Below are 17,305 nucleotides of genomic sequence, written 5' to 3'. Positions count from 1 at the left end.
GGCAGTTCGGAGGATCAATTAAGAGAAAGCCGGCCCGTCATTGTATGGCGGATCGGCTTTGTATTTTTTGGTAGGCGCGACCTTTAGGTCGCGTTACGGTGAACGCAGCCTGAAGGCTGCGGCTACCGACGCCGAGGCGGCGGTGGTTATCGGATCAGCAACATTTTCTTCACCGCCACAAATCCCCCCGCCCGCAAACGGTAGGTATAGACTCCGCTCGGGAACGCGGAGGCGTCCCAATCGACCCGGTAGGAACCCCTCTCCCGGACCTCGTCGACGAGCGTCTGGATTTCTCTCCCGAGCAGGTCGTAGATTTTGAGCGTGACCGGTGAAGATTGGCCGACGTCGAATGAAACCGTCGTCACCGGATTGAACGGATTCGGATAATTCTGGCCGAGTGAAAAGCGTACGGGCAGCTCCGCCTTCGCGGCCGCGCCGAGCCGGAGCCCCACTCTTGAAGGAGGATCCCCGATGCCGATCGATCCGGACCCCCTCATGGGGATCTCCCGTTGATCGACGACCAGGGTCGCGCCAACCGGCTGGTTGTTCAGGTCCCAATCGATCCGGAGGGGATAGGATGCGGAAGAAATCAATATGACAAACTCCCTCGCATAACCGCTCCCGCAACTCGCGAGCTGGCTCCCCGTGGCATAGCGGACGTCGTAGGCGCCATCCGGCGGCACCGGCGGGAGATCGAAGAACCTCGCCTCCGGATCTGACGGCTCTCCGCAATCGACATAGAGGATGCCGGCCCGGCCCTTCGCATCCGTGAACGTGACAATCCCCTTCCGCGGGATGGATGCGGAGGCGGTGTGAATCCCCGTGGCGTCCCGGGAGGCAACCCCGGCCGCGGGTCCTGCGGCAAGGATGAGCTGGCCGCTGGCCTTCGTCCTCACCCAGTACCCGTGGTGCGGAACGAGAGAGTCTGCGATCTGATATCCGAGGCCGCCGTACGAAAAGTAATTCGACGTGACGATCCCGGGAGGATTTTGCCCGATCCCGCTCACCGGCACGGAGTTCGTAAGCGCTCCGACGATATTCCAGCCCGATGCCAGGCCGATCGTGTCTGCCGTTACGGGGGCGCCGTCGATGAAGATATTCTGAATCGTCGGGAATTTCAGCCAGTAACCGGGCCCGGTCGCAAGCGTATCGATCCTCTGGTAGGCCCCCGCATAGGCGAAGGCGTTGGAGATCGCGGAAGGATAGACGGAACGCTTCAGGCGATCCGCGGCCTGACGGGGAAGCGAGAGGAGGTTCCAGCCGTCGAGGACGCCGTAAATCTTGTCGGCGGAAAAATGGTTCCCGAACAGGAAACCCGAGGTATCGAGCCCGCTCCTCAGGGCAACGGCATAGGGAGCGTTCGCCAGGGGGAGAGTCTGAGCCCATCCCACCTCGACCGTCTCGCTCACCGAGTAGGTCCCCGGGGGGAGGCCGGTGAACGTATAATTGCCTGCGCTGTCCGTGGACGCGCTGCGGGAGACCGGACCTGAAAGGTGCATCACCCAGGCCTGAATCCCCGCCTCGCCGCTGTCCTTCACGGCGTTAATATTCAGGTCGTTGAACTTCAATCCGCCGATACTCCCGAACCTGTAATTTCCGAAGTCCTTTCCCGTAAGATTGGATCCCCCGGAAAGCGAGACCGTGTACGAACCGGCGGCAGGTTGTGTCCGGTGCCACCCGGCCTGAAGCGCTTCGCTCACCGTGTAGGAGCCGGGGGCGAGGTTGGAAAACGAGTAGTTTCCTGCAGAGTCTGTAAGAACCGAATCGTTGGCTCCTCCTGAGATTTTCACCCTCCAGTTCGGAAGTCCCTGTTCGGCGCCCCCCTTCGCGCTGTCGCCGTTGAGATCCTCGTACACCGTCCCCGAGACGGAGGCGGGCTGCAGGAAGTTTCCGAAGTCGAACCCCGAAGTGTCGCTCCCCGGATTGAGATTAATCGTGTAGAGGTTGGGGGAAACGGGAAAGGTCTGAGTCCATCCGGCTTGGGCGACTTCCGTCACCGTATAAATGCCCGGGTCAAGGCCCTGAAATGTGTAGATTCCCGCGGGGTCGGTCGTGGTGGTGACCGTGTTCGGGGGAGAAGCGAATGTTATGCTGATCGTCCATCCGGCGAGGCCGGTGTCCGGGAGCTCTTTCACTCCGTTGCCGTTGATGTCCTGAAATTTCATCCCCGAGATCGATCCGACGACCTGGAGGGCGAGAGGCGTTTCCCAGAGTCCGCGCCCGTATGTCGCGGCGCGCAGTTTTTGGGCCGATTGCTGTATCTCGAGTTCATTCACGATCACGTCGGGAAGGCCCGAAGAGAAGGGGTTCCAGGATGAGCCGCCGTTCTCGGAATAGTAGACGCCGGCATCCGTCCCCGCGTAGAGCTGGGAGGGGACCGCTGAGTTGATCGTGATGCAGTTGACCGGAATTGCGGGGAGGCCCGTCGAGCGATTCGTCCAGCTCGATCCGGAATTGGTCGTTCTGTAAACCTTCTGGTTTCCGTATCCGGAGAACGTCGCATAGGCGATCGCAGCGTTTGAGGGATCGGCGGCGAGGTAGGTCACCGCCGCGCTCGCCGTGGGCAGGCCGGAGGTGATCTCGCTCCAGACCGTCCCGCCGTTGCCGGAGACCCACACATGCGATCCCGTCGCGGCATAGAGAGTATTCGTGTCCGACACGCCGATCGTGAGCGACACCAGCGGCGTGCCGCCGAGGGAGCTCTTCAGCGTGGTCCAGGAGGAGCCGCGGTTGGTCGTCTTGTAGACCCCGTCTTCGGCCACATAGAGCGACTTCGGATTCAGGGGATTGATGACGAAGGGCGTCACCCAGCCGCCGGTGTCGGGAATTCCGCCGGCGATCGATGTGAACGAGCTGCCTCCGTTCATCGACTTATAGATGTCCCCGTAATAATATTCGCCATAACCGATATTCTCGTTCGAGTAATCGACGATCGCCTCCATTCCGTCCCCGCCCAGCACCTGCGTCCATGCACCGGTGAGATAGCGGTCGGTTCCGTTATCCTGCGCGCCGGCCAGTATGCGGTTGGGGTTCGTCGCGGACCCGCCCAGCCGGTAGAACTGCGTCGCGGCGATCCCCGCGCTGCGGTCCGTCCAGCTCGCCCCCGAATTCGTGGAGAGAAAGATTCCCCCGTCGTTTCCCGCGAAGAGGGTCGATGGGACGCCTGGAAGAAACGCGAAGGCGTGCTGGTCGGCATGGATGTACGGGCGCGGGGTTCCGGTGTACCAGTTCGTCAGCCAGGTCCAGCTTGTTCCGCCCGAAGTCGATCTCCAGAGGTTGATGCCGCCGACGTACACCGTCGAGGGGTTGTCGGGCGCGACCTGTAGAACAAGGTCGTAAAACCCCTGGCCGTCGTTGGGACCGGATGTATCCCATGACAGAATCTGGGGGGAGTTGGATTGCAGCGACCAGTTCGCGCCCGAATTCGTCGATGCGTAAAGCCCGTAGAATCCGGAATTCGCATTGACGTAGAGGGCATAGAGGGTCGAGCTCTGGGAAGGCGCGAGCGCGACTGCAACGCGGTAGAAGCCGCTTGTCGGCAAACCGCTGGTCAATTGCGTGAAGGAGGCGCCGGTGTTGGTGGACTTGTAGATGCCGTATGAGTATCTCGCCGCGTACCAGACGGCCGGATCGGAAGGGTCTACCTCAAGGTCCTTGAAATTGCCCGAGGCCACGATCGACCAGTTGCTCCCCGCGTCCGAGGTGCGAAAAATTCCCTGACGGCCCGCAGCAAGGAGGATGTTCGGATCGGCGGGATCGGCGATGATGGAATAGATGCTGTATCCCATCGATGTCGTCCAGCTCAGACCGGTCGCGTTCCAGGATGCGCCGCCGTCCGTCGATTTCAGGACTCCCATGCTGTAGGTGTCGAGCCCGTCCGCGTCCCCCGTGGCGACGTACATGGTGCCGGAGTTGGTCGGATCGAAGGCGATCGAAGAAATGCCGAGCGTCCCGAACTGGTCGGTGCCCGTGGACCAGGAAGAGCCGGAGTTCGTCGACTTCCATAACCCTCCCGATGCCGTTCCGGCCCAGATTGTGGCCGGGTTCGAGGGGTCGAACGCGATGACGTTCACCCTTCCCTCGCCCCCGCCGTTCGAAGGAATCACGGCAGGCCCGAGCTGAGTCCAGTTGCCCGCCTGCGGGGCCTGAACGGAGAGGCCCGCCCGGTATCGCTTCATCGTCTTTTGAAGGATGCCCGGAGAGGGCAATTCTCCCGTCGGATAGACCCGGGGTTCCATGAACCACTCCCAGCGCTTGAACGGGATCCATGGTTTTCGTTCCTCGGGTCCGCGGATGTCGAAGTGACCCGCCGACCAGTACTTGTTGAACGCCTCGCGTATCTTGTAAAAATTAGTTTCGTTCTCCGCGATATTCGCTCTCCACGGCTGGGCGGCGGGGGGGGAAAGGAGGAGGAGATGGAGTCCGGCCATGAACCGGAAAAACCGGTAGAGGTCCCTCATCTCATCAGGACGGTTTTCTTCGTGGAGGTGAAGAGCTGTTTACCGCCGGAGCTCACCGTCAACTTGACGAGGTAGATGCCGCCCGCCAGATCGACTCCCTCCGTTGACCGTCCATCCCATTCCGCCGTGTAGGTTCCCGCCCGCTCGGCCCGGTCGAGGAGGAGGCGCACCCGTTGACCGATCAGATTGAAAATCTCGAGCGTCACATTTCCGTCGGCCGGAAGCTGGTACGCGATGAAGGTTGTCGGGTTGAACGGGTTTGGGTAATTCTGGCTCAGTCCGTATTCCTTCGGAAGGGCGCGCGAATTTCCCCCACCCGAGCTTGTGAGCCGGAGAACCTTTGCCTCGGAATTGCTCACCGTGAGGTGTCCGCCGGGCAAAAGATCCACCCTCCGGCGGGATCCACCCTCCGACAGCCCATACCCGCCTTCACCGGCGGCGAGGTGCCACGAGATCTCGAGCGGATACGCGTTGCTCCTGATCTCGATCAGCGTCCCGGCCTGTGGGTCATTCGCGCGCGGTATCCACGCCAGGGTCCCGTCGGAAAATCTCGCGTCGAACGCTTCCTCCGGAGGGATGGGGGGGAGCTCGAACGATCCGCGGTGATCGCTCAGGACCCGGGCAAATCCAAAATAAAGCGCCTGGATGCGTCCCCTGGAATCTTTCAACGTGATGCTGCTCGCTTCCTCCCCGAGGTCGTGCTTCAGCGAGCCGATGTCATGCGCGCCGGCCGCGCCGGCAAATGCAACGGGGGCGGAGTTGAGATAGATTTTGCCCGTCCCGTTCGCCTTCACGAAATATCCTTCGTGCGGACGGAGCGTATCGTCGAGAAAGTAACTCCCCCGATAGGAAAAGAAGGGGGAGGTAAGAAGACCTCCTGGAGCCTCCAGAACCGACGCGGCCGCGATGGGATCCGAGAGTGAGCCGATCAGATTCCACCCGGGGCTGATGGCGACCGAGTCCGAGGTTCTCGCATGCCCCGGAATCGGAACATAACCGGGCCCCGAAAACTTCAGCCAGTAGCCGATGCCGTTCGGAATCGGGTCTGCCACCCAATACCCGTCCGTCGGCGAGTAGGCAAAAGCCCTCGAAATCGCCGTCGGGTAGATCGCCATCTTGGAATGATCGGATACGTCGGTCGGAAGCGAGAGGAGGTTCCAACTGCCGTCCACGGGGTAGCCGTTGGGCGGAGCATAATAGTTTCCAAAATCGAGCATGGAAGTGTCGAGCCCGCTTCGCGTCGTGACGCTGTACGAGCCGTTTCCCCCGGGAAGCGTCTGGAACCAGTCCGTCTTCAGGCTCTCCTGAACCGCGAAGGTCCCCGGCCCCAGTCCCGTGAGAATGTAATTCCCGGAGGAGTCGGTGGTCGCCCGGTGCGGCTCGGGGCCGCTCGCCTTGATCACCCACCCCGCAAGGACGGCCTCTCCGCTGTCGCGCGATCCGTTCTTGTTGACGTCGTTGAATTTTGTCCCGCGGACGATTCCTCCGTGAAAGAGTCCGAAATCTCTCCCGGTGATGGAGTTGTTGACGCTGTCGAGCGTGACGTTGTAGACTCCGGAGGGTGGAAGCATCCCGATCCAGCCCGCCGGCCTCGGTTCGGTGACGGTATAGGGGCCGGAGGGAAGGTCTTCGAAGATATACGCACCGGTGCCGTCGGTGAGAGTGGACTCGACCACCGTGCAGGTCAGCTTGACCTTGAACCCGGCGAGCCCCGGCTCACCGGCATCCCTGAACCCGCTCCCGTTCAAATCTTCGAACACGGATCCGGCGATGCTCCCCTGGTTGAGCCCGCTTGTGAAATTGATCGCCGCGGCCGCGTCGAGCGTACCCCAGCCCACGAGGTTGTTGGGGGAACAGACGTTGCTGGCTGTCTGGCGCATCGCATCGCGGACTTCCATCGGCGTCAGGAGGGGATCGGCGCAGAGGATCAGCGCTGCCACTCCGGCGGTAAGCGGGCAGGCGAACGAGGTTCCGCTCACACTCACATAACCGACGGTATCGGTCGCGCTTGCCGCCTTGACGCCGGAGCCCATCGCCATGACGTCTGGCTTAATCCGGGGGGGGATGTCGGTGGTCGGGCCGACGGAGCTGAAGGAGGCCCTTGCTCCCGTGGAAGTGAGAGCGCCCGCGGCGATCACGCTATCCCCGTCCGCGGGGGTGACCAGCGTGTTTTGCGTCGCATTGAAGCCTGAATTTCCTGCAGAATTCACGACGACGATCCCAAGGCCGACCGCCCGGTCCGCCGCATTGGTGATCAAGGCCGTATGGCCGTTCATATCCTGCCAGGTGAGGTTCGTGTAGGGAGCGTCGAACGTCGTGTAGCCGAGCGAGGTGCTCGTGACGTCCACCCCGATACTGTCGGCCCACTGGATCGCGGCAGCCCAGTTATCCTCCTCGATCGGCGTTTCGCTCGAATCATTTTCGGTTCTCGCCAGAATGAAATCCGCCTTGAATGCCGGACCGATCAGGTTGCCCGGCCTGAACCCGCCGATCGTCGAAAGGGTCCAGACTCCGTGCGATCCGAAGCTGGTGGCCGGGTTATTGGGCACGACGGAGACCTTGTGGTCGACAAAATCGTATGTCGCGATGATATGGATCGAATCGAAGGCCTGGTGCGCCAGGTTGCGGAAGCCGTTATCGAAGACGCCGATGACGACACCCTGCCCGAAGAATCCCATATCATGGGCGGCGGGGATGTTGCTCAGGTTGACTTGAGTGAACGAAGTGCCGTAATCGAACGTGGTTGTTCCCGCGGGGGCGCGTGTCGAGGGGGAGTCCTTGAGGGGTTCCGGCTGCTCATCCCCCGGCCGGGTGCGCCATCTGCCGAGGAGCTCGACTTCCGCGACAAACGGAAGTTTCCGCACTTCGTCGATCTGCGCTTTCGTGGCCATGGCGCTCACGCCGTTAAACCACTTGAGCTGATGGCGGATCGCTGCGACTCTCGCGGTGACCGCGCGGACGTATTGCTGCTCGAGCGGAAGATCCTGCACGTCCACGACATGGGCGGCGTCGCGCACCTTGAGCCTTCTTCTGATCGAGCGCTCCGAAAGAAGCGACTGCGGACCCCGGAAATTCTCCAGCTTCATGTTCCCCTTGTCCCTGAACGTGATCAGGACGAGAGTCTGCTCGGAGCCGGGCAAGGAGGGATATCGTTTGGCGAGGAGGTTCCCGAGTGGAGCCTGTGCTGCGGCGGCCGAAACACCGAACAGAATGCAGAACAGTAGAGATTTCATTGATGCCCCGAATAATGAGAGATGCCTGATCGCGACGTCCCTCCCATAAAAACTTACCAATCTTTACTCCTAAAGTCAAGGGTTTACCGCTCCCCGGGGGGAGGATAATTTGAATTGGTCGCCTGTTTTCACTATCTTTTCAAATGGACACATCGGGTATCGGCGCTCCGGATTTGAAGCTTCCTCCCCGAATCGTGCGGGAAATGCTGGTTCAGTTCATCCGCGACGAGGTCCGGAATGCGGGGTTTTCAAGGGGAATTGTGGGCCTCTCGGGAGGGGTCGATTCGGCTCTTGTCACGCTCCTTGCGGCGGAGGCGCTGGGGAAAGATAACGTGACGGCGCTTCTCCTTCCCTACAGGACAAGCAGTCCGGCGAGCGCGGCGGACGCCGCAAGGGTGGCCCTGCAGGCGGGCGTCCGGACTGAAACCGTCGATATCACCCCCATGGTCGAGCCCTTCTTTCACTCGGGCAACGGGATGGACAACGTGCGAAAAGGAAACGTAATGGCGCGCCAACGGATGATCGTCCTCTACGACCGCTCCGCCCGGGAATCCGCTCTCGTCATCGGAACCAGCAACAAGTCCGAAATCCTGCTCGGCTACGGCACCCAGTTCGGTGACACCGCCTGCGCGCTGAATCCGATCGGCGATCTGTACAAGACCCAGGTATGGCAGCTCGCCGAAGAGGCGGGGGTTCCGGCGGATATCATCGGGAAGAAGCCCACCGCCGACCTCTGGGAAGGCCAGACCGACGAAACCGAGCTCGGGTTTTCGTACAAGCTGGCCGACCGCCTCCTCTACTGCATGGTGGACGAACGGCGGACCGACCCCGAATTGATCGAGCTCGGGTTCGAGAAGAACTTCATTCTAAAGGTCCGGGAGCTCGTCCGCAGGAACCAGTTCAAGCGGAGGCCCCCGGTCATCGCAAAAATCTCCCACCGCACCGTCAACGTCGATTTCCGCTATTCCCGCGATTGGGGGACCTGAACATCCCCCGGACATGAACCCGCCGGTTCAGAAGGGCACCCTCTACATCGTCAGCACCCCGATCGGGAACCTCGAGGATATCTCGATCCGTGCGGTGCGCACCCTCTCGGAAGTGGACCTGATCGCTGCGGAAGACACGCGCACCACGAGAATCCTCCTCGACCATTACGGAATCCGAAAACCTCTCATCAGTTACTACAGTTATAACGAAGCCCGCCGCGCTCCGGAGCTTCTTTCCAAACTCCGGTCCGGGTCGTCGATCGCGCTCGTCTCCGATGCGGGCACGCCCGGGATCTCCGATCCCGCCTTCAGAGTAGTCTCCTCCGCGCTCGAGGCCGGGATCCCGGTGAAAACCGTGCCGGGGGCGTCTGCCCTGCTGCCCGCTCTCATCGTCAGCGGGCTTCCGTCTCCGCGGTTCGCCTTCGAGGGTTTTCTTCCGGTGAAAAAAGGGAGAAAGACCAGGCTCGGACTCCTCCGCGAAGAGGAGGGCACGATCATCCTCTACGAATCCCCCCACCGGCTTTTGAAAACGCTCCGGGAACTCCGGGAGACGCTGGGGGAGCGCGAAATCTCGGTCGCCCGCGAGCTGACCAAGAAATTCGAGGAGGTCGTCCGGGGCAGCGCCGGCGAGGTCCTGGAACACTTCCTCCATCATACGGTCCGCGGCGAGTTCGTGATCGTCGTTGCCGGAGCCCCAGCGAAACCCGGTCCCGGGAGGAATCCCGCCCCCTGACCGGGTTCCGGTTCCACCCTTCGGAACGGGCCAGGCACGCCTTTCCCCCTGCCCGGCGGGAACCCGAAAACTTGATTTCTTTGTTAGAAATGTGTATATTTACCCCGCTACGTCGGTGGAGTGCCATTCTGTTGTTGCGAGGTCTCTCACATCAATGTAAATCCATAAACACCTGATACCTTATTTTAAGGAGATAGAGCAATGAACATCAAGCCATTAGGAGATCGCGTCGTTGTCAAACCCGCCCCTGCGGAAGAGAAGACAAAGGGCGGCATCATTCTTCCCGATACGGCAAAGGAAAAGCCTGTCGTGGGCGAAATCATCGCGATCGGGCCGGGCAGGCGGGCGGATGACGGAAAAGTCGTTCCTGTCGACCTGAAAGTCGGAGACAAGGTTCTGTACGGCAAGTATTCCGGCACCGAAGTCACCCTCAACGACAAGGAATACCTGATCATGAGGGAAGCCGACATTTTCGGCATCGTGTAATCACACCCATCAGAAAACAATAATTCTAAAAAACTAAAGAAAGAAGGGAAGCGCTATGAGTGCGAAGATCATTACATACAGTTCCGATGCCCGGGCTGCGTTAAAACGGGGTGTCGATAAGCTCGCCGATGCGGTGAAGGCGACGCTCGGCCCGAAGGGCCGCAATGTCGTTATCGACAAGAAATTCGGAGCCCCGACGATTACGAAGGACGGCGTCACGGTCGCGAAGGAAATCGAGCTCGAGGATGCGATCGAAAACATGGGCGCCCAGATGGTCAGAGAAGTCGCAAGCAAGACCTCCGACGTCGCGGGAGACGGGACCACCACCGCGACGGTGCTGGCCCAGGCGATTGTCCGCGAGGGAATGAAGAACGTCACGGCCGGCGCGAATCCGATGGACCTGAAGCGCGGAATCGATCTGGCGGTCCAGAAGGTCGTCGAAGAGCTGAAGAAGATCAGCAAGACGGTGGGCGATGACAAGGAGAAGATCGCGCAGGTCGGCGCCATCTCCGCGAACAACGACCGTACGATCGGCGAACTCATCGCAAACGCGATGGAGAAGGTCGGCAAGGACGGCGTGATCACCGTTGAAGAGGCCAAGGGCACCGAAACGAACGTCGAGTGGGTCGAGGGAATGCAGTTCGACCGCGGTTATCTTTCGCCCTACTTCGTCACGGACGCCGACACGATGGAGGCGTCGCTCGAAGACCCCTACATCCTGATCCACGACAAGAAGATCAGCGCCATGAAGGACCTGCTGCCGATTCTTGAAAAGATCGCCCAGGCGGGCCGCTCGATCCTGATCATCGCCGAGGACATCGAGGGCGAGGCGCTTGCGACGATCGTCGTCAACAAGCTCCGCGGAACCCTCCGGGTCGTGGCTGTGAAAGCGCCGGGATTCGGCGACCGCCGGAAAGCGATGCTGGAAGATATCGCGATCCTCACGGGCGGCACGGTGATCTCGGAAGAAAAGGGATTCAAGCTCGAAAACACGCAGCTCTCTTCCATGGGCACCTCAAAGAAGATCACGGTCGATAAGGACAACACGACCATCGTCGAGGGCGCCGGGAAGAAAGACGACATCAAGAAGCGCATCAACGAGATCAAGGCGCAAGTCGACAAGACGACCTCCGACTACGACAAGGAAAAACTGCAGGAGCGGCTCGCGAAGCTCTCCGGCGGCGTGGCGGTCCTGAAGGTGGGCGCCTCGACCGAAGTGGAGATGAAGGAGAAGAAGGCGCGCGTTGAAGACGCGCTCCATGCGACCCGCGCAGCCGTCGAGGAAGGAATCGTTCCGGGCGGCGGTGTCGCGTACCTCCGGATTCAGGACAAGCTGCTCACGCTGAAGGGCGACAACGAGGACCAGAAGATCGGTATCGAGATCATCCGGAAAGCCCTCGAGGAGCCGATCCGGATCATCGTGACGAACGCCGGCCTCGAAGGGGCGGTCATCATGAACAAGGTCAAGGAGGGCAAGGACGACTACGGATTCAATGCCCAGACCGAGAAGTACGAAAACCTGATCGCGACCGGTGTGATCGATCCGACGAAGGTCTCCCGCATCGCGCTCGAGAATGCCGCGAGCGTCGCGGCGCTGCTTCTGACCACCGAAGCGACGATCGTCGAGAAGCCCGAGAAGGAAAAGGCTCCGATGATGCCTCCTCACGGCGGCGGCGGAATGGGAGACATGTACTAAGCTCCTCGAAGAGCCCGCTCTTCGAACAGTACCGAAACCCCCGGCCTCAACCGATGCCGGGGGTTTTTTATTGATTTTACGCCGGGCCGTGCGTATATTGACCGGACCCGACAACCACGATCAACCCGCATGACACCGATGCCTGCTCCGCAAGAAAGCGTCACACCTGCCGCGGCAGAAAAGATCCGCGCCATCCAATCAGCTCTCCGCGAGCAGAAGATCGACGGCTGGCTGTTTTATGATTTCTGGAAACGGAACGAGTTCGCCCAGCGGATTCTCGGGATTCCGGCGCACATCCTGACGACCCGGAGGTTCTTCTACCTGATTCCGGCAAACGGCGAACCGAAGAAGCTCGTCCACAGCATCGAGCGCTGGAACCTGGACCACCTGCCGGGGGAGAAGGTGATTTTCCTGAGCTGGCAATCCCTGGAGGAAGGCCTGAAGAAGATTCTTTCGGGCCTGAAAACGGTGGCGATGGAGTACTCTCCCGGAAACGCGATTCCCTACATCTCGAAAGTCGACGCCGGCACCGTCGAAATGGTCAGGAAAACGGGTGTGGAAGTGGTGTCATCGATGAATCTCACCCAGTACTTCGAATCGAGGTGGTCTGAAGAGGCCTATTACGACACGCTCGACACGGCGGCGTCGATGCACTCGATCGCGTTGAAAGCGTTCATGTTCATCGCGGATACGGTCAAGAGGGGGGAACGCCTGACGGAGTACGACGTCCAGCAGTTCATGCTCGGACGGTTCCGCGAGAGCGGCCTCGTCAGCACGGAGGCCCCGAACTGTTCCGTGAACGCGAACAGCGGAAATCCCCATTACGAGCCGACCCGCGAACTCCACTCCGAGATCCGCGAGGGGGATTTCGTCCTCCTCGACCTGTGGGCCAAGAAGAACAAGCCGGGCGCCACCTACAACGACATCTGCTGGGTCGGATACCTTGGGCGTACCGTGCCCGAGAAGTATGCTTCGATTTTCAAGATCGTGAAGGAGGCCCGGGACGCGGCGGTGGACTTTTTGAAGCGGTCGTTCGCCGAGGGGAAGCAGGTGAGGGGGTGCGACGTCGACGACGTGGCGCGGGGGGTCATCGTCCGGGCCGGACACGGCGACCGGTTCATTCACCGGACCGGACACTCGATCACGGAGGACCTGCACGGGAGCGGAGCGAACCTGGACAACCTTGAAACGAGGGACGAGAGGGTCATTATTCCCGGAACCGCCTTCTCCGTCGAGCCCGGAATCTATTTCCTGGACGAGTTCGGCATCCGGAGCGAGATCAATGTCTATATTTCAAACGGGCGCGAAGTGATCGTGCCGGGGGAGCCGCGCCAGCAGGAGGTCCTGGCCCTCCTCAAGTAGGCCTCCCGTCAGGCGTGCATCAGCTCGCCCTGCTTTTCCAGAAGCGTCCGGGAAAGATCGTCGAACGATTTCTCGAACGCCGCGACGCCCTCATCTTCGAGCCTCTGCATCACCCATCCGAGGTCGATTCCCGCCGCGGAGAGACCCCGCAACGAAGCCGCCGCGTCGTCGAGCCCCTGCTCGATCGTCAGGGCGGGTTTCAAATGGTCGAGGATCGCTTCGTAGGTCTTCGGGGGAACGGTGTTGACGGTATCCGGACCGACGAGATCCTCCACGTACTTCAGGTCCCCGTAGGCCGGGTTCTTCGTCCCGGTGCTTCCCCAGAGGGGCCGTTGAACGCGGGCGCCGTTGCGCCTGAGCGTCTCGAAAGCCCCGCCCCGGAATATCTCCTTGAACGCCTGATAGACAAACTTCGAGTTGGCGACGGCGGTCTTGCCGAGCAGAGCGCGCAACCCGGCGACATCGTTCGCGTTCCCCGGCGCCGCGATCTTCTTCGCGAGCAGGTCGTCCACGAGCGTGTCGACGCGGCTGACGAACACGCTGGCGACGGAGACGACGTTCGCGATGCTCCCGCCCCCTGCGACCCGCCGCTCCAGGCCCTTGAGATAGGCCTCCGCCACTTCACGGTACCGCCCCTCCGAGAAAATCAGCGTGACGTTGATGTTGATCCCCTCGGAAGTCGCCTGCTCGATCGCCGGCAGCCCTTCCTTCGTCGCGGGGATTTTCACCATCAGGTTGGCGCGCGCGATCCTGGTCCAGAAGAAGCGGACCTCCTCGATGGTCGCACCCGTGGAGTGCGCGGAGTGGGGGTTGACCTCCACGCTGACGTAACCGTCCCGGCCCCCGGTCCGCGCGAAGACGGGCTTCAGCACGTCCGCCGCCATCTGGATATCCCTGATCATCAATTCCTGCTCGATTTCCACCGGCCCGATTCCCGGATTTTTTTCGACGAGCTCACGGATTTGATCGTCGTAGTCGTGCCCGCCGGAGATCGCCTTGTCGAAGATCGTGGGATTCGAGGTGACTCCCTGCAGCCCCTCCCCGACAAGTTTCGAGAGCGTTCCTCCGGTGATGATGCTGCGGCTGATGTTGTCGAACCAGATGCTCTGCCCGAGCCGGTCGAGCTGCTGAAGTGCGTTCATGTCGTTTGCTCCGGTGAGATTCTCTTTTGAAATACGTTTTCCCCTGATGAAACATACGGATATTATCAGACATTTTCACTTATTTTTTGTTAAATTCACCTCGTGCGGGGCTCGACGGTCCGGGGAAAATCCTGTCATCCTGAGCGAAGCGAAGGATCTTGCTAGTCGATGTGGAAGATCCTTCGTTCGCTGCGCTCTCTCAGGATGACAGACGAGGTGTGAATCTGCCGTCGATGTTAGGATGGTAAGCACCGAAAATCTCTGGCAATGCTCACTTTCTGAGGTGTTCATGAAACAGATGATCCCCATCCTTTTCTCACTCGTCCTGGCAGGTTGTTCCGGGAACGGCGGCACGGAGATCTCCTCCTCCGGGACGATCGAGGGGACCGACGTCAACATCGGAACGGAGGTCGCCGGGAGGGTCAGAGAGGTGCGGGTCGAAGAAGGCTCGCGCGTGTCCGCCGGCGATACGCTTGTCGTCCTCGACGATACCGAATACCGGATCCAGCTCCGCCAGGCCGCTGCAAACCTGGCCTCCTTCGAGGCAGCCTACCGGCTTGCCGAAGCAGGTTCGCGGAAGGAGGATATCGTTCAGTCGGAGGAGGCGTTTAAAGTCGCCGAGGCGGACTTTAAACGGATGAAGACGCTTCTCGACTCCCAGTCGGTCACCCGGAAGCAGTACGACGAGTCCTACGCGCGCTACACCGCGGCCCAGCAGACGTACGAGAAGCTCCGGCACGGGTCACGCCCCGAGGAGATCGAAGGGGCGCGCGAGAAACGCGATCTGGCCGCGGCGCAGGCGGACCTCTGGAAGAAACGGATCCGGGATTGCTCCGTCGTGGCCCCGGCGGGGGGGACCGTCTCGCTCCGGTCCGTCGAGCCGGGAGAGCTCGTGACCGTCGGCATGAATGTCCTTCGCATCACCTATCTCGACAAGGTGAAGCTCACCATCTACGTCAACGAGCAGGACCTTGGCAGGGTCCGGCTCGGACAGAAAGCCGCCGTGAAGACCGACTCCGACCCCCGGAAATCGTTCGAGGGGAGCGTGGTCTTCATTTCGCCCACCGCCGAGTTTACGCCGAAAAACGTCCAGACGAAAGAGGAGCGCACCAAGCTCGTCTTCGGCGTGAAGATCGAGATCCCCAACCCGGACGGCGAGCTCAAGCCGGGCTTGCCGGCCGATGCGACCCTCCGGGAAACCGGGGCGAAGTAGGGGGCGGCATGGAGCTTGCGGTCGAAACAGCCGGCCTGTCGAAGTCCTTCGGCGAGTACAAAGCGGTCGACCGTCTCACCCTGGAGGTCCGGGCCGGCGAGATGTTTGGTCTTGTCGGGCCCGACGGTTCCGGAAAGACCACCACGATCCGCATGCTCTGCGGCATCCTCGCGCCGGGTTCCGGGACCGCCACGGTTCTCGGCCATGACATCGTGCGCGAGGCCGACCTCCTGAAGAGGGAGATCGGCTACCTCTCCCAGCGCTTTTCGCTCTACGGCGATCTTACCGTGGATGAAAACATACAGTTCTTCGCGGAGATCAACGGCGTTTACGATTTCCGGAGGCAGCGCGAGGAACTGCTCGAGTTCACGCGCCTCGAGCCGTTCCGGAAGCGGCTCGCGGATAAACTCTCCGGCGGCATGAAGCAAAAGCTCGCGCTCGCCTGCACGCTCGTCCATACCCCGAAACTCCTCCTCCTGGACGAGCCCACCACCGGAGTCGACCCCGTCTCCCGGCGGGATTTCTGGAGAATCCTGCAGAGCCTGCTCTCGAGCGGCATCACGATTCTCATGAGCACCCCGTACCTCGACGAGGCGGAGCGTTGTTCGCGCGTCGCACTGATGAACGGCGGGACGATTTTGAAAAGCGACACCCCTGCCGCGATCAAGGAATCGATGCAGGGCTTCGTGGTGGAGATCGTCTGCGACCGGGTGAGGGAGGCGTTCGCCCTGCTGAAACGGCGCTCCGGCGTCAGGGAGGTCCAGGCGTTCGGAGACCGGTTGAACGTGATCGTCGACCTGGCGGAGCGCGATATCCCTCCGGTCGAATCGCTCCTCCGCGCCGGAGGAATCCGGATCGCGAGTTCGAGGGTGATCACGCCCTCCCTCGAGAACGTCTTCATCTCTCTCATGACGCACACGCCCGCGTCCGGGGCGCCCCCATGAAGCGACCACCGGAGACCCCGAACCGGTCCGGGGGAGCAGACGCGATCGGGCCGGCAATCGAAGTAGAGCATCTCACCAAGAAATTCGGCGACTTCGCCGCCGTCGATGACGTGAGTTTCACCGTGAAGCGCGGTGAAATTTTCGGCTTCCTCGGGGCGAACGGGGCGGGGAAGTCGACCACGATCAGGATGCTTTGCGGGCTTCTTCAACCGAGCTCCGGAACGGCGCGCGTGGGGGGCTATGACATCAACACGCAGACCGAGCTGGTGAAGCTTTCCATCGGCTACATGTCCCAGAGGTTTTCCCTGTACGACGACCTGACCGTCGAACAGAACATCAGGTTCTACGGGGGCGTCTACGGGCTGCGCAACGACCGCCTCAACGACCGGATGGAGTGGGTGCTCAGGATGGCGGAACTTCGCGGCCGGGAAAAAAGCCTCACCAGGACCCTTTCCGGCGGGTGGAAGCAGCGGCTCGCGCTCGGGTGCGCGATCCTGCACGAGCCCGAGATCGTCTTCCTGGACGAACCGACCGGGGGAGTCGACCCGGTGTCGCGCAGAAATTTCTGGGAATTGATCAACGAGCTCTCCTCGCACGGGACCACGGTGCTTGTGACGACGCATTTTCTCGACGAGGCGGAATACTGCAACGACATCCTGCTCATCAACGCGGGAAAGCTCATTGCCGGCGGAAGCCCGGTCGAATTGAAGACGGAACGCATCACCCGGCCCATCCTCGAGGTGTCTCCGGCGGGGAATACGGTCGATGCCCTGGAAACCATCAGGGAGAAGCCCTGGGCGATCGAGACCTCGGTCTTCGGCACCTCTCTTCACGTGATGGTGGACGACGAGATAGAGGGGGCCCGGCTGATCGAGCAGGCGCTCTCCGGCAAGGGAATCGGCATTCAACATATCGAGCGTATCGTTCCTTCCCTGGAGGACGTCTTTTTGTTCCTGCTGGATCAGGACGTGGCTACTCGCCGCGACCCGGGATAGTCGATTCATGTCATCCTGAGCGAAGCGAAGGATCTCGTCTTGCAAGGAACGAGAT

General features: G+C 61.1%; 11 protein-coding genes. 8 read left to right on the top strand and 3 right to left on the bottom strand.

All coding sequences use genetic code 11. From position 1 onward, the window contains the following. Nucleotides 1–146: 146 nt before the first annotated feature. Together VI215_01770 and VI215_01765 are read right to left on the bottom strand one after the other, a co-directional pair. Complete coding sequence (locus VI215_01770) at nt 147–4,460, bottom strand: SdrD B-like domain-containing protein (protein ID HEY6191034.1); 4,314 nt, start codon at nt 4,458–4,460, stop codon at nt 147–149. After that, nucleotides 4,457–7,693 (bottom strand): S8 family serine peptidase, encoded by a 3,237-nt coding sequence (locus VI215_01765; protein HEY6191033.1) that lies wholly within the window; start codon nt 7,691–7,693, stop codon nt 4,457–4,459. The genes VI215_01770 and VI215_01765 overlap by 4 nt, the downstream gene beginning before the upstream one ends. A 143-nt stretch (nt 7,694–7,836) precedes the next feature. Between VI215_01765 and VI215_01760 the strand changes: the two genes are divergently transcribed. The 5 genes from VI215_01760 (at nt 7,837) to VI215_01740 (ending at nt 12,956) form a co-directional block, all read left to right on the top strand. Beyond that, nucleotides 7,837–8,679 (top strand): NAD+ synthase, encoded by an 843-nt coding sequence (locus VI215_01760; GenBank protein ID HEY6191032.1) that lies wholly within the window; start codon nt 7,837–7,839, stop codon nt 8,677–8,679. Nucleotides 8,680–8,692: 13 nt separating this feature from the next. Next, complete coding sequence (gene rsmI / locus VI215_01755; GenBank protein ID HEY6191031.1) at nt 8,693–9,412, top strand: 16S rRNA (cytidine(1402)-2'-O)-methyltransferase; 720 nt, start codon at nt 8,693–8,695, stop codon at nt 9,410–9,412. 201 nt (nt 9,413–9,613) lie between these two features. Beyond that, nucleotides 9,614–9,898: a co-chaperone GroES gene (groES, locus tag VI215_01750; protein HEY6191030.1), complete on the top strand. Its 285-nt coding sequence runs from the start codon at nt 9,614–9,616 to the stop codon at nt 9,896–9,898. 55 nt (nt 9,899–9,953) lie between these two features. Continuing rightward, entirely contained in the window at nt 9,954–11,594 is a 1,641-nt protein-coding gene (gene groL / locus VI215_01745) for a chaperonin GroEL (GenBank protein HEY6191029.1), read from the top strand. A 138-nt stretch (nt 11,595–11,732) separates the two neighbouring features. Further along, nucleotides 11,733–12,956, top strand: coding sequence for a M24 family metallopeptidase (locus VI215_01740; GenBank protein ID HEY6191028.1), 1,224 nt, complete (start codon nt 11,733–11,735; stop codon nt 12,954–12,956). 8 nt (nt 12,957–12,964) lie between these two features. Here VI215_01740 and tal read toward each other — a convergent pair whose 3' ends face one another. Further along, nucleotides 12,965–14,098 (bottom strand): transaldolase, encoded by a 1,134-nt coding sequence (gene tal / locus VI215_01735; GenBank protein HEY6191027.1) that lies wholly within the window; start codon nt 14,096–14,098, stop codon nt 12,965–12,967. A 289-nt stretch (nt 14,099–14,387) separates the two neighbouring features. On the opposite strand from tal, the gene VI215_01730 reads away from it, so the two are divergent. Genes VI215_01730 through VI215_01720 form a run of 3 tightly spaced genes read left to right on the top strand, consistent with a single transcriptional unit; the run spans nt 14,388 to nt 17,250 of the window. Then, entirely contained in the window at nt 14,388–15,311 is a 924-nt protein-coding gene (locus tag VI215_01730; protein ID HEY6191026.1) for an efflux RND transporter periplasmic adaptor subunit, read from the top strand. Nucleotides 15,312–15,319: 8 nt separating this feature from the next. Next, entirely contained in the window at nt 15,320–16,255 is a 936-nt protein-coding gene (locus VI215_01725; GenBank protein HEY6191025.1) for an ABC transporter ATP-binding protein, read from the top strand. After that, a complete protein-coding gene (locus VI215_01720) occupies nt 16,252–17,250 on the top strand; it encodes an ABC transporter ATP-binding protein (protein ID HEY6191024.1) in 999 nt (332 codons plus the stop codon). Before VI215_01725 ends, VI215_01720 begins: the two co-directional genes overlap by 4 nt. Nucleotides 17,251–17,305: the final 55 nt, after the last annotated feature.

It is taken from the genome of Bacteroidota bacterium, assembly GCA_036522515.1.
Classification (GTDB): domain Bacteria; phylum Bacteroidota; class Ignavibacteria; order UBA10030; family SZUA-254; genus VBOC01.
Note: the sequence above shows the minus strand (reverse complement) of the source record. Positions and strands in the feature narration are given on the sequence as shown.